The 16,336-nt window shown below is 69.6% G+C and carries 14 protein-coding genes; 5 read left to right on the top strand and 9 right to left on the bottom strand.

The genetic code is table 11. From position 1 onward, the window contains the following. Nucleotides 1-22 precede the first annotated feature (22 nt). Nucleotides 23-2,608 carry a bifunctional FO biosynthesis protein CofGH gene (locus OG714_RS29135; RefSeq protein WP_406125374.1) on the bottom strand — a complete coding sequence of 862 codons (2,586 nt, stop codon included), beginning with the start codon at nucleotides 2,606-2,608 and terminating at the stop codon, nucleotides 23-25. A gap of 238 nt (nucleotides 2,609-2,846) precedes the next feature. Between OG714_RS29135 and OG714_RS29130 the strand changes: the two genes are divergently transcribed. Beyond that, complete coding sequence (locus OG714_RS29130) at nucleotides 2,847-4,376, top strand: CehA/McbA family metallohydrolase (protein WP_406125372.1); 1,530 nt, start codon at nucleotides 2,847-2,849, stop codon at nucleotides 4,374-4,376. Between the two features lie 14 nt (nucleotides 4,377-4,390). Here OG714_RS29130 and OG714_RS29125 read toward each other — a convergent pair whose 3' ends face one another. Next, a complete protein-coding gene (locus OG714_RS29125) occupies nucleotides 4,391-5,239 on the bottom strand; it encodes an endonuclease/exonuclease/phosphatase family protein (RefSeq protein WP_406125370.1) in 849 nt (282 codons plus the stop codon). 52 nt (nucleotides 5,240-5,291) lie between these two features. Here OG714_RS29125 and OG714_RS29120 point away from each other — a divergent pair, with 52 nt between their 5' ends. Both OG714_RS29120 and OG714_RS29115 read left to right on the top strand, forming a co-directional pair. Beyond that, the gene (locus tag OG714_RS29120) at nucleotides 5,292-5,684 is read left to right on the top strand and encodes a nitroreductase/quinone reductase family protein (protein WP_406125368.1); all 393 of its coding nucleotides are present in this window, start codon (nucleotides 5,292-5,294) and stop codon (nucleotides 5,682-5,684) included. Between the two features lie 19 nt (nucleotides 5,685-5,703). Then, nucleotides 5,704-6,141 (top strand): SMI1/KNR4 family protein, encoded by a 438-nt coding sequence (locus OG714_RS29115; RefSeq protein ID WP_406125366.1) that lies wholly within the window; start codon nucleotides 5,704-5,706, stop codon nucleotides 6,139-6,141. 15 nt (nucleotides 6,142-6,156) lie between these two features. Here the strand turns inward: OG714_RS29115 and OG714_RS29110 are convergent, their stop codons facing one another. The 4 genes from OG714_RS29110 to OG714_RS29095 all read right to left on the bottom strand — a co-directional run bounded on the left by OG714_RS29110 (nucleotide 6,157) and on the right by OG714_RS29095 (nucleotide 11,510). Further along, nucleotides 6,157-7,590, bottom strand: coding sequence for an aldehyde dehydrogenase family protein (locus tag OG714_RS29110; protein ID WP_406131994.1), 1,434 nt, complete (start codon nucleotides 7,588-7,590; stop codon nucleotides 6,157-6,159). Between the two features lie 62 nt (nucleotides 7,591-7,652). Further along, on the bottom strand, nucleotides 7,653-9,374 hold the full coding sequence (locus OG714_RS29105) for an amidohydrolase family protein (protein ID WP_406125365.1): 1,722 nt from the start codon (nucleotides 9,372-9,374) through the stop codon (nucleotides 7,653-7,655). Between the two features lie 118 nt (nucleotides 9,375-9,492). Next, nucleotides 9,493-10,611, bottom strand: a complete 1,119-nt coding sequence (locus tag OG714_RS29100) for an LLM class flavin-dependent oxidoreductase (RefSeq protein WP_406125363.1) — start codon at nucleotides 10,609-10,611, stop codon at nucleotides 9,493-9,495. A gap of 122 nt (nucleotides 10,612-10,733) precedes the next feature. Further along, nucleotides 10,734-11,510, bottom strand: a complete 777-nt coding sequence (locus OG714_RS29095; protein ID WP_406125361.1) for an SDR family NAD(P)-dependent oxidoreductase — start codon at nucleotides 11,508-11,510, stop codon at nucleotides 10,734-10,736. Nucleotides 11,511-11,691: 181 nt separating this feature from the next. Between OG714_RS29095 and OG714_RS29090 the strand changes: the two genes are divergently transcribed. After that, nucleotides 11,692-12,426, top strand: coding sequence for a hypothetical protein (locus tag OG714_RS29090; RefSeq protein ID WP_406125360.1), 735 nt, complete (start codon nucleotides 11,692-11,694; stop codon nucleotides 12,424-12,426). Nucleotides 12,427-12,511: 85 nt separating this feature from the next. Beyond that, nucleotides 12,512-13,306, top strand: a complete 795-nt coding sequence (locus OG714_RS29085) for a hypothetical protein (RefSeq protein ID WP_406125358.1) — start codon at nucleotides 12,512-12,514, stop codon at nucleotides 13,304-13,306. 28 nt (nucleotides 13,307-13,334) lie between these two features. Here the strand turns inward: OG714_RS29085 and OG714_RS29080 are convergent, their stop codons facing one another. The 3 genes from OG714_RS29080 to OG714_RS29070 form a co-directional block, all read right to left on the bottom strand. Then, nucleotides 13,335-13,985 carry a response regulator transcription factor gene (locus tag OG714_RS29080; RefSeq protein ID WP_406125356.1) on the bottom strand — a complete coding sequence of 217 codons (651 nt, stop codon included), beginning with the start codon at nucleotides 13,983-13,985 and terminating at the stop codon, nucleotides 13,335-13,337. Nucleotides 13,986-14,081: 96 nt separating this feature from the next. Beyond that, a complete protein-coding gene (locus OG714_RS29075) occupies nucleotides 14,082-15,005 on the bottom strand; it encodes an LLM class F420-dependent oxidoreductase (protein ID WP_406125354.1) in 924 nt (307 codons plus the stop codon). Then, the gene (locus OG714_RS29070) at nucleotides 15,002-16,246 is read right to left on the bottom strand and encodes an amidohydrolase family protein (protein ID WP_406125352.1); all 1,245 of its coding nucleotides are present in this window, start codon (nucleotides 16,244-16,246) and stop codon (nucleotides 15,002-15,004) included. The genes OG714_RS29075 and OG714_RS29070 overlap by 4 nt, the downstream gene beginning before the upstream one ends. Nucleotides 16,247-16,336: the final 90 nt, after the last annotated feature.

Raw genomic sequence — 16,336 nt, 5'->3', positions numbered from 1 at the left:
CGCCCCCGCCCGCGCCCGTCCCTCAGTCCAGCACCGGCAGCAGCTCCGGCAGGTGTCCGTCCGAGACGGAAGCGGTCCGCTGCCGCTCCTCCGACACCTCGCCGTACAGCGTCGTGCGGGGCCTCGCCGGCCGGCCCGCCAGTTCCGCTACGGCGACCAGGTCCCGCACCGACTTGTACGAGCCGTACGACGAACCCGCCATCCGCGAGATCGTCTCCTCCATCAACGTGCCGCCGAGGTCGTTCGCCCCGGAGCGCAGCATCTCCGCCGCGCCCTCCGAGCCCAACTTCACCCAGCTCGTCTGGATGTTGGGGATGTGGGGGTGCAGGAGCAGCCTCGCCATCGCCACCACCGCCCTGTTGTCCCGCATCGTCGGGCCCGGGCGGGCGATCCCCGCCAGGTACACCGGCGCGTTCGTGTGGATGAACGGCAGTGTCACGAACTCCGTGAAGCCGCCCGTGCGTTGCTGGATGGACGCCAGGGTCCGGAGGTGGCCCAGCCAGTGCCTCGGCTGGTCCACGTGGCCGTACATCATCGTCGACGACGAACGGATGCCCAACTCGTGGGCCGTCGTGACGACTTCGATCCACGTCGCCGTCGGCAGCTTGCCCTTCGTCAGGACCCACCGCACCTCGTCGTCGAGGATCTCCGCCGCCGTGCCGGGGATCGTGTCGAGGCCCGCCTCCTTCGCCGCCGTCAGCCACTCTCGGATCGAAAGGCCGGTGCGCGTCGCGCCGTTGACGACCTCCATCGGCGAGAAGGCGTGGACGTGCATGCCGGGGACGCGTTCCTTCACCGCCTTCGCGATGTCGAAGTACGCCGTGCCGGGCAGGTCGGGGTGGATACCGCCCTGCATGCAGACCTCGACCGCCCCTACTTCCCAGGCCTGTTGGGCCCGGTCCGCCACCTGGTCCAACGACAACGTATAGGCATCCGCGTCCGTACGGCGCTGCGCGAAGGCGCAGAAACGGCAGCCCGTGTAGCAGACATTGGTGAAGTTGATGTTCCGCGTGACGATGTACGTCACCTCGTCCCCGACCACCGACTTCCGCACGTCGTCCGCGATCCGCGTCAGCGCGTCCAGCGCCGGACCGTCCGCGTGCAGCAGCGCGAGGGCCTCCGCGTCGGTGAGCTTGGTCGGGTCGTCGGCCGCCGTCGCCAGTGCCTGCCGTACGTCCGTGTCGATGCGCTCGGGGACCATGCCGGGGGCCGCCGCCTCGCGCAGGGCGCCCCAGTCGCCGTAGACCTCGTCGAAGTCGTCACGGCGGTCGGACGTACGGCCCTCCGTGTCGATGGTGGTGTGGAGGTCGGTGCGGCCGGATGACACGAAGGCCTCCTCCGGCTCCTGCCACGCGTGGCCCTCCACGACCGCGTCAGGAAGGGCCAGGCCCGTCTCCGGGTCCGCCAGCGCCCGTACGTGCGGCAGCAGGCGCGGGTCCAGCCAGGGCTCCCCGCGGCCCACGAACTCCGGGTACACGCAGAGGCGTTCGCGCAGCTCGAAGCCTGCCTCCGCCGACTGTTCGCGCAGCAACTCGATCTGCGGCCACGGGCGTTCGGGGTTCACGTGGTCGATCGTCAAGGGCGAGACCCCGCCCCAGTCGTCGATGCCCGCGCCGATCAGGCGCTTGTACTCCGAGTCGACGAGGTTGGGGGGTGCCTGGAGGCAGGCCGACGGGCCCATGATGTGGCGCGCCACCGCGACCGTCGCCACCAGCTCGTCGAGTTCCGCGTCCGGCATGCCGCGCATCGCCGTGTCCGGCTTGGCGCGGAAGTTCTGGATGATCAGTTCCTGGATGCCGTGGTACGAGCGGGAGATCTTGCGGAGTGCGAAGAGGGAGTCCGCGCGCTCCTCGTACGTCTCGCCGATGCCGATCAGGATGCCGCTCGTGAAGGGGACCGAGGACCGGCCCGCGTCCTCCAGCACGCGCAGGCGTACGGCGGGTTCCTTGTCCGGGGAGCCGTAGTGCGGGCCGCCGGGCTCGGACCAGAGGCGGGTCGCCGTCGTCTCCAGCATCATGCCCATGGACGGGGCCACCGGCTTCAGGCGCTGGAAGTCCGTCCACGTCATGACGCCGGGGTTGAGGTGCGGCAGCAGCCCCGTCTCCTCCAGGATGCGGATGGAGATGGCGCGGACGTACGCGATCGTGTCGTCGTAGCCGTGCGCGTCGAGCCACTCACGCGCCTCCGGCCAGCGGTCCTCGGGCTTGTCGCCGAGGGTGATCAGGGCTTCCTTGCAACCGAGTTCGGCGCCTTTGCGCGCGATGTCGAGGACCTCGTCGGGGGACATGAACATCCCGTGGCCGGCGCGGCGGAGCTTGCCGGGGACGGTGACGAAGGTGCAGTAGTGGCACTTGTCGCGGCAGAGGCGGGTGAGGGGGATGAAGACGCTCTTCGAGTACGTGATCACGCCGGGCCGGCCGGCCGTCCGAAGCCCCGCGTCGCGCACCCGGGCGGCGGACGCGGTGAGGTCGTCGAGGGCCTCGCCGCGGGCCTGGAGCAGCACAGCCGCTTCCGTCACGTCGAGGGCGACGCCGTCGCGGGCGCGTTTGAGGGCGCGACGCATGGAGTTCTCGGTCGGGCCGGTTCCGGAGCTCGCGGGAGTCGTCATCCTTCGAGCATACGATCGGCCTGATCAGGCCAAAGAGAGACGCCCGATTCATCCCGCACCGCAGTTCGTTACACGGTGTGACTGGCCGTGGGAGCACCCCGCCCTCCCCATGCCGGCTCCGGTTTCCCGACACCCGCCGATTCCCTGTCCTTGCACGGGAGTTCACAGCCGACTATCAGAGTCGTACGGGTCACCTCCGCACCGTCCCTGTCACTCACGACACCCCGGGAGCAGCAGCATGTGCGATGACGATCACGGAAACGGCACCACCAGACGTGCACTGATCGTGACGGGCGCCACCGCCGCGCTTACGTTGGGAAGCGTGACTTTCGCGAGCGGTGCGGCGACCCCGGCGAGCGGTGCCCAGGAGACGCGGACGGTCCGGGGCACGCTCCCGACCGGTTCGCCCGACTATGTGTACGTGCCCGTCGAGGTCCCCACGGGGGTCGCCGAGCTCAAGGTGGCCTACACGTACGACAGGCCGTCCGTCCCGGCCGGCACCCAGGGCAACGCGCTGGACATCGGCATCTTCGACCAGCACGGCACGGACCTGGGCGGCCGGGGTTTCCGGGGCTGGTCGGGCGGGGCCCGCACGGAGTTCTTCCTCCGCGTGGACGACGCGACGCCCGGCTACCTCCCCGGCCCGGTGCACGCCGGTACGTGGCACATCGCGCTGGGCCCGTACACCGTCTCCCCGCAGGGACTGTCGTACGAGCTCACGATCACGCTCACCTACGGCGAACCGGGCGTCGCGCCGCGGCCGGTGTACCCGCCGGAGCGGGCGAAGGGGCGCGGGCGGGCCTGGTACCGGGGTGACTGCCATCTGCACTCCTGGTACTCGGACGGGCGCCGCACCCCCGCCGAGATCGCGGCGCTGGCGCGGGCGGCGGGCCTGGACTTCATCAACTCCTCGGACCACAACACCCCGTCCTCGCACCCCCATTGGGCCTCGGAGGCGGGCGACGACCTGCTGATCCTGCTCGGCGAGGAGGTCACCACCCGTAACGGTCACGTGGTCGCCCTCGGCACCGAACCCGGCACCTTCGTCGACTGGCGGTACCGGGCGCGCGACAACCGCTTCGGAAAGTTCGCCCGCGAGATCCGGCGGGCCGGCGGCCTGGTCGTCCCCGCCCATCCGCACGCGACCTGCATCGGCTGCGCCTGGAAGTTCGGCTTCGGCGAGGCGGACGCCGTCGAGGTGTGGAACGGCCCCTACACGCCCGACGACGAGGTCGCCCTGGCCTCCTGGGACGCGACGCTCGTGGCCTCCGTGCGGGAGAACCGGGAGTGGCTCCCGGCGATGGGCAACAGCGACGCCCACCGCGACCCGGACGCGATCGGCCTGCCCCAAACCGTCGTCCTGGCCGACGACTTGACGAGGGAGGCGATCCAGGACGGCATCCGCGCGGGGCACTCCTATGTCGCCGAGTCCAAGAACCTCTCCCTCACCTTCACCGCGTCCGGCGGCCGGGCCCAACACGCGGGAATCGGCGAACGGTTGAGGGTGGCGGCGGACACCCCGGTCGCGCTACGGCTGGAGGCCACCGGCGCCCCGCGCTGCACCGTCCGCTTCGTGACCGACCAGGGGGTGCTGTTCACCAGCGCTCCGCTCCCGGTGGGCGGGGCGGGGACCGTGGAGTGGCACACGACGGCGGCCTACGCGGCGTACGTACGGGCCGAGTTGAGGCACGAGACGGCGGCGGGACCGGTACCGGGGGCGCTGGCGGCGCTCACGAACCCGATCTTCCTGGGCGGAGCCGAACGGTGAACTAGGCCCTGCCGTCAGTCACTCAGGTCGACGACGACGGCCGCGTGGTCGGTCGGCCACACCCCGTCGACCGGCCTGTCCCCCGCCCGCCGTACGCCCCGTACATGCCCGGGCCCGCCCTTCCCGGTCGGTTCGACGAAGACGTAGTCGACGCGGACGCTCGGCCCGAACGTGCCCGCGATGTAGGGATTCGCGAGGTCCCAGGTGGCCGAGGGCGCCCCCGGTTCGGCGAAGTCCCAGGCGTCGATGAGGACTTGGCCGGGCACGGGCGGTGCGGTCTTGTACCCGCCGAACAACCGCACCTCGTCCGAGTCCGGCCAGGCGTTGAAGTCGCCGGTGACGACGGCCGGGAAGGGCCCGTCGCCGCGGTGGGCGGCGACGAACTCGGCGAGTGCGGTGACCTGTTGGCACCGTACGGCCGAGGCGTCGGTGGCGGAGGAGAGGTGGGCGGTGAAGAAGGGGATGCGGTGTCCCGGCGCGTCCAGCCCCGCGTAGAGCGCGAGCCGGCCGCCGTCACCGTCCCCGGGCGGCAACGGCAGTACGGCCCGCTCGGCGACGGGCCAGCGGCTGAGGACGGCGTTGCCGATGCCGACGGTGGGGTCGCCGAGTCGGCGCTGCCAGAACCCGGGGTCGTGAGAGGCTCCCCAGGTCCAGTGCATACCGAGTTCCGAGGCGAGCCAGGCGGCGAGGTTCTCACCACCGGTACCGCCGGTACCAGCAGTACCGTCTGCGCCCCCGGTGTCCCACACCTCCTGCAACCCGACGACATCGGGCCGCAGTTCACGCAACACGGCGAGAATCGCCTTCTGCCGGGCCTCCCAGGGCCCGTACCGCCACCACAGGTTCCACGTCACGACGCGCACGGGATCATTCAAGTCCACGGACGCAGCCAGCCGACAGGAGATCCGGAAACCGATGCCGAGCACCCCCGAGTCCAAGTACCGCAATGTCACGAGATTCCAGCGCCTGCTGAACTCGGCCACGCGCCACCTCCCCACCCAGACCGTCCTGGAGACCACCGGCCGGGTCTCCGGCCAACCGCGCCGCACCCCGCTCGGCGGCCGCCGTGTCGGCGACACCTTCTGGCTGGTCTCGGAGTTCGGCGAACTCTCCCAGTACGTCCGCAACATCAAGGCGAACCCGGAGGTACGGGTCCGCATCCTGGGCCGCTGGCACACCGGCACGGCCCACCTGCTCCCCGACGACGACCCCCAGGCCCGGCTGCGCACCCTGCCCCGCTTCAACAGCGCGGCGGTGAAGGCGATGGGGTCGAGCCTGCTGACGGTGCGGGTGGATCTGCGGGACTGAGCCCGCCTAACCTGCACGCATGTGGAGAGACACCGCCCAACAGGCCTGCCCGGAGACCGAGTTCGACGTCCCGGTCGACACGTCGGCCCTCCGCGCGGCGGAGCGGCGGCTCGGACGGCGGCTCCCGGCCGCGCTCGCGGACCTGCTCCAGGAGACGGACGGCATCCGCGGCCCGTACGGACTCGCCACCGTCTGGCCCCTGGAACGGATCGTCACGGACAACCTGCACTTCTGGTCGGACCCGACGTTCGCCGGCCTCTACATGCCGTTCGAGCCGCTGCTGTTCTTCGGTGACAACGGCGGCGGCGACCAGTTCGCGTTCGTGCGCGTCCCCGACGGGCGGCCCGACGTCTTCGTATGGGAGCACGAGGACGACAGCCGCCGGTGGGTGGCCCGGGACCTGCGGGACTACGTCGGCCGATCGCTCACATCCGAGGGCGACGACTGGTACCAGTAACCGGCCCGAAGGACGTCACCCCGGCCACACGATCGCCTGCACCTCGCTGTACGCGTGCAGCGCGTACGACCCGACGTCCCGCCCGACCCCGCTCTTCTTGAACCCCCCGAACGGCGCCTCCATGTTGCGTCCCACGGTGTTCACGCCCACCCCGCCGGCCCGCAGCAGCCGTGCCACCCGGAACGCCCGGGCCACGTCCCCCGACCACACGTAGTCGATGAGGCCGTAGTCGCTGTCGTTGGCGAGGGCGACCCCTTCCTCCTCGTCGTCGAAGGGGACGACCACGACGACCGGCCCGAAGATCTCCTCACGGACGACCCGCATCTCGGCGCCGCAGTCGGCAAGAACGGTGGGCGCGACGAGGAACCCCGGTCCGCCGGACGGCCGTTCGCCACCCGCGACCACCACCGCCCCTTCCTTCCGGCCCAGTTCGACGTACGACTCGACGCGCTCCCGGTGTGCCGCCGAGATCACCGGCCCGACGACCGTGTCCGGCGAGCGCGGGTCGCCGACCTTCAACGCCCGCGCGTATCCGGCGAGTTGCTCGACCAGCCGCTCGTACACACCGCGCTGCGCCAGCACCCGCGTGGGCGCCGTACAGATCTGCCCGCTGTAGAAGGAGAAGGTCGTACCGATCCCGGACACGGCGGATGCGAGATCCGCGTCGTCGAAGACGACAGCCGCGCCCTTCCCGCCCAGTTCCATCAACTGCCGCTTCATCCCCCGCCCGCACACCTCGGCGATCCGCTGCCCGACGGCCGTGGAGCCGGTGAAGCTGACCATGTCGACGTCGTCGGACTCGACCGCCGCCTCACCGACCGCCACGGACTGCCCGTTGACGACGTTCACGACCCCGCGCGGCACCCCGGCCGTCTCCAGCGCCTCCGCCATCCGGTAGACGGACAGCGGGTCCTGCGGCGCCGGTTTCACGACGACCGTGTTGCCCATGGCGAGGGCGGGCGCGATCTTCCCGGCGGGGTTCGCCCACGGGTTGTTGTACGACGTGATGCACGTGACGACACCGACCGGCTGCCGTACGGCGAGCGCGCCCATGACGGCCGCGCGCCCGAACGGGCCCGCTTCGTTGACCTGCGGCGCGATCGCCCACTCGGCCGGCTCCACGGTCGCGTACCGCCGGAACCGGGCGGCGGCCACGCCCACTTGCATGCCTCGCGCGGTCCCGGTCGTGGCGCCGGTCTCCGCCTGGGCGAGTTCGGCGTACGACACGAGCCCGCCACGGATGATGTCCGCCGCCCGCCCGAGAATCGCCGCGCGCTCCTCGGCCGGCGTACGCGACCACGCCCCGAACGCCTCCCGGGCCGCGGCGGCAGCGGCGAACACCTGCTCCCGCGAGGCTTCAGGCGCCCACCCCACGGTCTCCTCGGTGGCCGGATCGACCACGGCGTAATGCCCACCGTCGGGCTCGACCCACTCCCCTCCGACGAACAACCGCTGCCCATCGGCCACTTGGGAACCGACGGCGGAACCGCCCGGAGAACCGACTTCGGAACTCACCTGGTGCTCACCGTCCTGGTGTCCCGCCCCGACCGCAGCACCCGCCCCGGCACGGACCCGCTCACCACGTCGTCCCGGAGGGCCTCGACTCCGTTGACCCACACGGCCCGTATCCCGATCGCCTTGGAGTCCAGGCGCGGACTGTCGCCCGGCAGGTCGTGCACCAGGGTGGCCTTGCCGGCGTCGATCCGTTCCGGGTCGAAGAGCACCAGATCCGCATGCCACCCCTCCCGCAACTGCCCCCGCTCCCGCAGCCCGAACAGCCGCGCCGGATCATCGGTCAGCATCTTCACCGCCTGCTCCAGCCCCACCAGCTTCCGCCCGCGCAGACAGTCCCCGATGAACCGGGTCGTGTACGGCGCCCCGCACATCCGGTCCAGATGCGCCCCGGCGTCGGACCCACCGAGCAACACGTCGTCGTGCTGCCAGGTCTCGGCGCGCAGCGCCCAGGAGGCGGGGTCGTTGTCGGAGGGCATCGGCCATAGGACCGTGCGGAGTTGGTCAGCCGCACAGATCTCGACCAGGCACTCAAAGGGCTCCTGGCCACGCTCGGCGGCGATGTCCTTGACGACCCGCCCGGTCAGCCCCTCGTTGGCGTCACTGTACGTATCGCCGATCACATACCGCCCGAAGTTCGCGAGCCGCCGGAAGACCCCGGCCTCCTTGCTGTTGGCGTTCCGCAGCATCTCGGCGCGTACGTCCGGCTCCCGCAGCTTGGCGATCCGCTCGGGCACGGGCAGGCTCAGGATCGGTCCCCACCCGGGTATCAGGTTCAGCGCGCAGAAGGTGCCGAGGGACATGTTCATCGGCGTGAGGATCGGCATGGTCAGCGCGACAACACGCCCACCCGCCTTCCGCGCCCGCTCACTCGCGAACAGCTGCCGGGGCACGCGCTCAGGCACGGCGGCGTCGATGGTCAGCACGTTCCAGTTCAACGGCCGCCCCGCCACCGCGCTCATCTCGACGAACAGATCGATCTCCGCGTCACTGAACTGATCCAGACACCCGGCGACGATCGCCTCGATCTGCGTCCCCTCGTGCTCCCCGACGGCCTTGGAAAGCGCGATGAGTTCGGCGGGGGACGCATGCCGGGAGGCGACCGGCTGCCCGTCGCCGTCCGAGTGGGTGGAGGACTGGGTGGTGGAGAAACCCCAGGCGCCCGCGTCCATGGCCGCGTGCAACAGCCTGACGATCTCGGCGAGTTGCTCCTCACTCGGCTGTCCACCCACGGCATCCGGCCCCATCACGTACCGGCGCAGGGCACAGTGCCCCACCATGAACCCGGCGTTGACGGCGATCCGCCCTTCGAGCGCGTCCAGATACTCCCCGAAGCCACGCCAGCTCCAGGGCGTCCCCTCCTCCAGCGCGACCAGCGACATCCCCTCGACCTTGGACATCATCCGGCGCGTGTAGTCGGCGTCCTCCGGCTTCAGGGGCGCGAGGGTGAACCCACAGTTCCCGGCGGCGACGGTAGTCACCCCATGATTGAGCGAGGGCGTCGCATACGGGTCCCAGAAGAGCTGAGCGTCGTAGTGCGTGTGGGGGTCCACGAACCCCGGGGCGAGGACGAGGCCGTGCGCGTCCTCGACGGTACGGGCCTCCTCGGTGATCGTGCCGATCGCGGCGATACGACCGTCACGTATACCGACGTCGGCGATGTACGCGGGTGCGCCCGTCCCGTCCACGACGGACGCACCCTTGATGACGTGATCGAACACGGGGTGACTCCTTGAGATACGTGACGCATACCTACCTAGGGGCGCGGGGCTGTGTCGATTTGCGGCTCCGCCGCGTGAGCGCGACCAGCCACAACGCACCCGCACCCCGCAACGAAGATCAAGCCGCTTGACGGAACCGAGTCGTCCGGTGCACAGGATCCGTGTCGATCTTCGGAACCACCTGCTCCCCGATCAACCGAATCGTCTGCAACGTCTCCTCCTTCGGCACCCCCACCGGCAACCCGAAGCTCAACTGGTCCGCCCCGGCCTGCTCCCACCGCTTGCACTGGGTGAGCACCTCGTCCGGATCCCCACAGATCAACAGCTCTTCTTCCACGAGGAGTTCGACGAACTCCGGCGTGTACTCGGGCAGGGTCTCCGGCCACACCGGGAACCCCTCGGGCCGGGGGAACGTGTCGTGGTACCGGAACACCAGCGAGGGCAGATAGTGCAGCCCGCCGCTGCAAGCGATCCGGATCGCCTCGTCGTGCGTAGGCGCACAGATCGCCGTCGTCGTCACCATCACGTTGTCGTTGACGAAGGCGCCCACCGGCTCGGCGTTGACGATCGCCGTCTTGTACTGCTCCAGCACCCACTCCATGTCGGACACCTTCTGGATGCTGAACCCGAGGACGCCCAACCCCTTGCGCGCGGCCATGGCGTACGAGGGGGGCGACCCGGCGGCGTACCACATCGCGGGATGCGCCTTCCCGTACGGCTTGGGGAGGATCTTGCGCGGCGGCAGCTGCCAGTGCTTGCCCTGGAAGCCGACGTACTCGTCCTGGAGCCACATCTTGGGGAACTCGGCGATGGTCTCTTCCCAGATCTCCTTGGTGTAGTTCATGTCGGTCACCCCCGGTATGAACCCGAGGATCTCGTGCGAACCGGCACCCCGCCCGCTCCCGAACTCGAAGCGGTTGTTGGAGAGATGGTCGAGCATCGCGACCTTCTCGGCGACCTTCACCGGGTGGTTGACCTGGGCGAGGGGGTTGAAGATGCCCGACCCGAGGTGGATGCGTTCGGTGGCGTGGGCGAGGTAGCCGAGGTAGACGTCGTTGGCCGAGAGGTGCGAGTACTCCTCCAGGAAGTGGTGCTCGGACGCCCAGGCGTACTTGAAGCCGGACTTGTCCGCCTGGATGACGTACTCGGTCTCCTCCATCAGCGCCTTGTGCTCGGCCAGCGGGTCAGTCTCGGCACGCTTGCCCACGTATCCCTGTACAAAGAGCCCGAATTCCAAGGAGGTTCACCGTCCCCAATAGTTTCTGACGCTTCGTCAGATTCACGATCTGCCGCCGACTGTGGCACCGGCCGCATGGATGGTCAAGAGCTGACGTACGGTCAGATACGGCAGCCGCGCGCTCAGAAGACGGAGACCCCGGCCAGCCAGCCCCCGTCGATCACGAACGGCTGCCCGGTGATGTAGGACGAGTCGTCACAGCTCAGGAAGAGCGCGAGGCGGGCGACCTCCGCCGGCTGCCCGATCCGGCCGAGCGGCACGAGCTTGCGGTACAGCTCGTCGAGGGCCCGGGACATCTCCTCGACGTCCGCGCCCGGGTCCAGCTGGGCCGGGTTGGACATCGCCGTGTCGATCGCGCCCGGGCACATCGCGTTGACCCGGATCCGCCGGTCGGCCAGCTCCAGCGCGGCGACCCGGGTGAGCCCGAGGATGGCGTGCTTGGTGGCCGCGTACGTGCCGACGGCCGCCATCCCCGTCACCGCCGTGTACGAGGCCGTGTTGACGATCGTGCCGCCGTCCTCCATCGCCGCCGCCACGGTCTTGATCCCGAGGAAGCAGCCGACCTGGTTCACCCGCACGACCTGCATGAACTCCTCAAGGGGCGTGTCCACAAGGGAGTTGAACCGCAGGATCCCCGCGTTGTTGACCAGCCCGTCGATCCGCCCGTACGTCTCCTTGGCGGCCCCCACGGCGGCACTCCAGTCCGCCTCCTCGCCGACATCGAGATGGACGTAGGACGCGGACGTGCCCAACTCCTTGGCCAGCGCCTCCCCTTGCTCGTCCAGCACATCGGCTACGACGACTTTCGCGCCCTCGGCCGCGAACAGCCGCGCCTCCTGCTCCCCCTGCCCACGCGCCGCTCCGGTGACCAGAACGACACGTCCGTCCAGCTTGCCCATGCGGGCCTCCTCGGAATCGGTGGATGCCGGGCATCGTAGCGCCGTATCTGACGAAGCGTCAGATGGGGCGGGAGGACTCCTCGCGCGAGGGAGAGTCCTTGCACAAGCACACTTGAAGTGACCGCGGAGTAGGGATATTTGACCCTGGCCATACCTCGGCTTGGCTCCAACAATGCCTGTCATGGCAAAGCGGAGATTGCGCAACAGGAAAGTCAGGTATGTGGCGATCGGCGCGGCACTCGCCACCGGCGGGGTGGTCGTCGCCATGCTGCCGTCGGCGAACGCGGCCGAGGCGAAGACGCCGGACCAGATCATGACCATGTGCGAGAGGTCCGCGGTGGTCAATGGCGACCAGCGGACCGTGGAGGATTTCGGCGGCGCCTTCGCGGACGGTTTCCAGGCCGACAACTGCGATTTCGTCGAGACGAATTTCGAGACCTTCGACGGACCCACCGAGAAGGCGTCCATCGACTTCCCGAACTGCGAGCCGAACGCCACCGATCCGGCCAAGGTCTCCATCACCTGGTCGTCGACCGCGGCCCAGGGACAGGGAAAGTACGTATCCACCCAACAGGGCGGCGGCGGTGGCCTGTTCGGATTCCTGAGCGGCTCCTGGGCCAAGCACGAGGGCACCCTCGACATGACCGTGAAGTCGGCGACGGCCGGTGACACGGAGGCGCGGGACGTGCCGGTCGGCAAGGTGCTCCACATGGAGTTCACGCCGAAGTTGCAGCGCATGACCGGCGAGTGGCGGGTGCGTATCGACGCCGATCCCGGCAGCTTCGCCGTGAACCCTTCTCCCGAGCAGAACTTCGTGGCACCGGACGTCGTCGAGGGGCCCGTGATCCTGCCGGGTGCCGCGGGCGCCCCCGGTGTCGTGGACGGCACCTCCAAGGCGGTCCTGGAGGACTGCTGAGCCCTCCCGCCGATCACCGAGTGACCCCGGTTCAACCCCACTTGACCTGCACGCTCACCCCCACTTCACCTCACGGGAGACACCCATGACCCGGACCGGCCGCACCAGAAGCCACCGGAGCAAGAAGAAGCGCATCACCCTGGCCCTGGCCCCCGTGGCGGCGCTCGCGGTGATCGTCCCGCTGATGAACCAGGCGAACGCCGCCACCCCCTCCGAAGTGAGCGCCGACTGCGCCGCGGACTCCGACAAGCTGGCCGACTGCGAGTTCGTGGACGTGCAGTTCAAGGCGAACAGCCTCGGGCCCAACGAACGCGTCTCCCCGGTGTCCGACAACTGCGGTTCCACGAGCACCGCGACGAAGACCTTCAACGTGAGCACATCGGTGACGAGAACCCTTCAGGTGGAGGAGGGAACCGTCACGGATGCCGGCACGAAACTCGGCAGCTCGCTCTTCGAAGTCGGCCTGGAATTCAGCACGTCGACCATCAACATCACCCGTGACGACAAGACGACCACGCTGGCGTTCAGCCGGACGGACACCGTGCAGGCGGACAGCACCGCCTTCTACATGTGGTCCGCCAAGCGTACCGATGTGAGCGGATTCCTGAAGGCCACGTACAAGGAGGCACAGGACGGCCAGACGGTGTTCTTCGCGCCGAGCGAGGGCGCGGCGACCGTGCACGTCTTCTATCCGCAGATCCTGAACAACGGAACGCCCGACGGGCGCCTTTGGCTGCGGAACGTGAAATGCGAGACCACCGCGGCCGACGCCGTCCCGAACTCCACGAAGGCCCTTCAGTCGGAGGAGGCCGGATTCGGTCAGGGCGGCGCCAATGTCACCGATGTGGAAATACCGCTGACGGAGATCCCTGCACCCTGATCCCCGGTTCCGCCGGCTTCTCAGGTTCTCAGGTGCGAAGTACGGGCGTGGTTCCCAGCCAGCGCAGAACCGCGTCCGTGCCGCTCCTGGCGTCCAGCTTGGCGTAGATGTTGCTGAGGTTGTTGCGGACGGTCTTCTCGCTCAGCCGTAGTCGCTGCCCGATCTGCCGTGCGCCCAGGCCGGTCGACAGCAGCTCCATGATCTGCTGCTCGCGCGGCGAGAGCAGGCCGCGCAGCCGGTGCATCGCGTCGTCGGTCGCCGCCATCCGCCGGGCCCCCTCCCGCAGGGCGTCGCATGCCGACGGAGAGAGGTAGGTGTGCCCGACGGTGGCCGCCACCATCGCCGAGGACATCATCGCGGGGCAGTGGTCGCCCTCGACCAGATAGCCCGCCCCGGCCCGGAACACCTCGACCACCGCTTCGGTGTCCCGGCGCGGACTGACCACGACCGCCGGGACACTCCGGGTGCGCAGAACGTCCAGCAGCCCCGGAAAGGACACGGCCGGGTCCTCGCAGTGCAGCACGACGACGTCCGCCGTGGTCTCTCCCAGCCCGTGGTAGGGCGGGGAGACACGCACCACCCGGTCCACGTACGGATCGTCCGGGGGTGGCCAGTCCTCGTGCGGCCAGATGACCCCGGCGGAGGCCAGGGCTACTACGAGTCGCTCGGAGGATCGCACTTCGGGGGTCCTTCCGCCGGAGCCATGACGTCCGTACGTCCGTACATACGCGGCGCGGCGTGACCGTGTTCAAACAGGTTGTGACCAGAGGGGTGTTCAGAGCAGGGGCCCCACCTCGGTCCCGAACTCGCTTATCTGGTCGGTGAGTTCGTTCCGGTCACGGCAGCGGAACCGCACCTGGATCTGGTCCACGCCCATCTCCCCGTAGGCACGGAGGGACTCGGCGAGGGCCTCGGGCGCCCCGGTGAGCGTGCGGCGCCCGACCTCCCATCCCGGTTCTCCGACGTACAGCGGCTCGGTGATGGCCCCGAACACGAACGGCCCTTCCACAGCGGCCTCTTCGCGCAGTCGCCGGATCCGCTCGATCTGCGCGGGCAGCTTGTCGCGCGGGTCGCCCTGCGGCAGCCAGCCGTCCGCCTTGAGCGCGGCCCGGCGTACGGCGGCGGGGGACGACCCGCCGACCCAGAGGGGGACGTGCTCCTGCGCGGGGCGTGGCCGCTGCCCGAGCCCCTCGAAGTCGTACAACTTGCCGTGGTGCTCCGGGAATTCGTCCGGTCCGAGGGAGGCACGCAACGCGTCGATCGACTCGTCGAGGACGGCCCCGCGCCGCTCGAAGTCGACGCCCAGCGCCTCGAACTCCTCCTGTACGTGCCCGGCGCCGACCCCGAGGATCAGCCGGCCCCCGCTGAGGTGGTCGAGGGTGGCGTACTGCTTGGCGGAGAGCAGCGGGTGCCGCAGGCCCACGACGGCGACATGGCTCAGCAGCCGGACGCGTCCGGTGACGCCCGCGAGGTAGGAGAGGGTGGCGACGGGGTCGTACCAGATGGTGCTCATGGCGGTGGCGAGGCGGCGCGGGACGCCGACGTGGTCGCAGCCCGCGATGTAGTCGAAGCCCGCCCGGTCGGCGGCCCGGGCGATCTCGACGAGGTCGGCGGGGCCGGCGTCGGCCTCCCAGGGCTCGGCGTAGATGGTGCTCTGCGACTGGACGGGCAGCTGCAACCCGTAGGCGACGCCGCTCACTTGGGGCCTTCCCACAGACCTTCGGGCGTCAGGCCCAGCAGTTCGATCGCGTTGCCTCGTACGATCCGTTCGACCACGTCCGGTGCCAGGTGGCCCATCTGTGCCTCGCCGACCTCGCGGGACTTGGGCCAGGTGGAGTCGGAGTGGGGGTAGTCGGTCTCGTAGAGGACGTTCCCGACGCCGATCGAGTCGAGGTTCTTCAGGCCGAACGCGTCGTCGAAGAAGCAGCCGTAGACGTGCTCGGTGAAGAGTTCGGACGGCGGGCGGTGGACCTTGTCGGCGACGCCGCCCCAGGCGCGGTTCTCCTCCCAGACCACGTCGGCGCGCTCCAGGATGTAGGGGATCCAGCCGATCTGGCCCTCGGCGTACATGACCTTGAGGTCCGGGAAGCGTTCGAACTTGCCGCTCATCAGCCAATCCACCATGGAATAGCAGCAGTTGGCGAAGGTGATCGTCGAGCCGACGGCGGGCGGCGCGTCCGCCGACGTGGAGGGCATCCGGCTGCTGGAGCCGATGTGCATGGCGATGACCGTCTGCGTCTCGGCGCAGGCCTGGAGGAACGGGTCCCAGTCGTCGGTGTGGATGGAGGGCAGGCCGAGGTGCGGGGGTATCTCGGAGAAGGCGACGGCACGGGCGCCGCGGGCGGCGTTGCGGCGGACCTCGGCGGCGGCCAACTCCGGGTCCCACAAAGGGATGAGGGGGAGTGGTATCAGGCGGCCTTGCGCGTCCGGGCCGCACCACTCGTCCACCATCCAGTCGTTGTAGGCGCGCACGCAGAGCAGCCCGAGTTCGCGGTCGGCGGCCTCGGTGAAGGTCTGGCCGCAGAAGCGCGGGAAGGTGGGGAAACAGAGCGCGGACTGGACGTGGTTGACGTCCATGTCGGCGAGCCGGGCCGGGACGTCGTAGGAGCCGGGACGCATCTGCTCGTAAGTGATGACTTCGAGTTTGATCTCGTCCCTGCTGTAGCCGACGGCGGTGTCGAGGCGGGTGAGGGGGCGGTGCAGATCCTCGTAGACCCACCAGTCGCCGATGGGTCCGTCGTCGCCGGGCTCGCCCATGACGGGCTTGAACCGGCCGCCGAGGAAGGTCATTTCCTTCAGTGGCGCGCGGACCACGCGGGGGCCGGTGTCCAGGTACTTCTTGGGCAGCCGGTGCTGCCAGACGTCGGCGGGCTCCACGGTGTGGTCGTCGACGGAGATGATCGGCGGAAGGGGCGTAGGGGCGGTGTCCTGGGTGTCCATGGCGCTCACGGTAGCGCCGATCTGACGACCCGTCAGCTAGCTGGATCCGGGTTCGGGGTGCTCGGTTGTGTGCGGATCTGTGCGTAGGCA

It is taken from the genome of Streptomyces sp. NBC_00989, from assembly GCF_045162655.1.
Taxonomy (GTDB): domain Bacteria; phylum Actinomycetota; class Actinomycetes; order Streptomycetales; family Streptomycetaceae; genus Streptomyces.
Note: the sequence above shows the minus strand (reverse complement) of the source record. Positions and strands in the feature narration are given on the sequence as shown.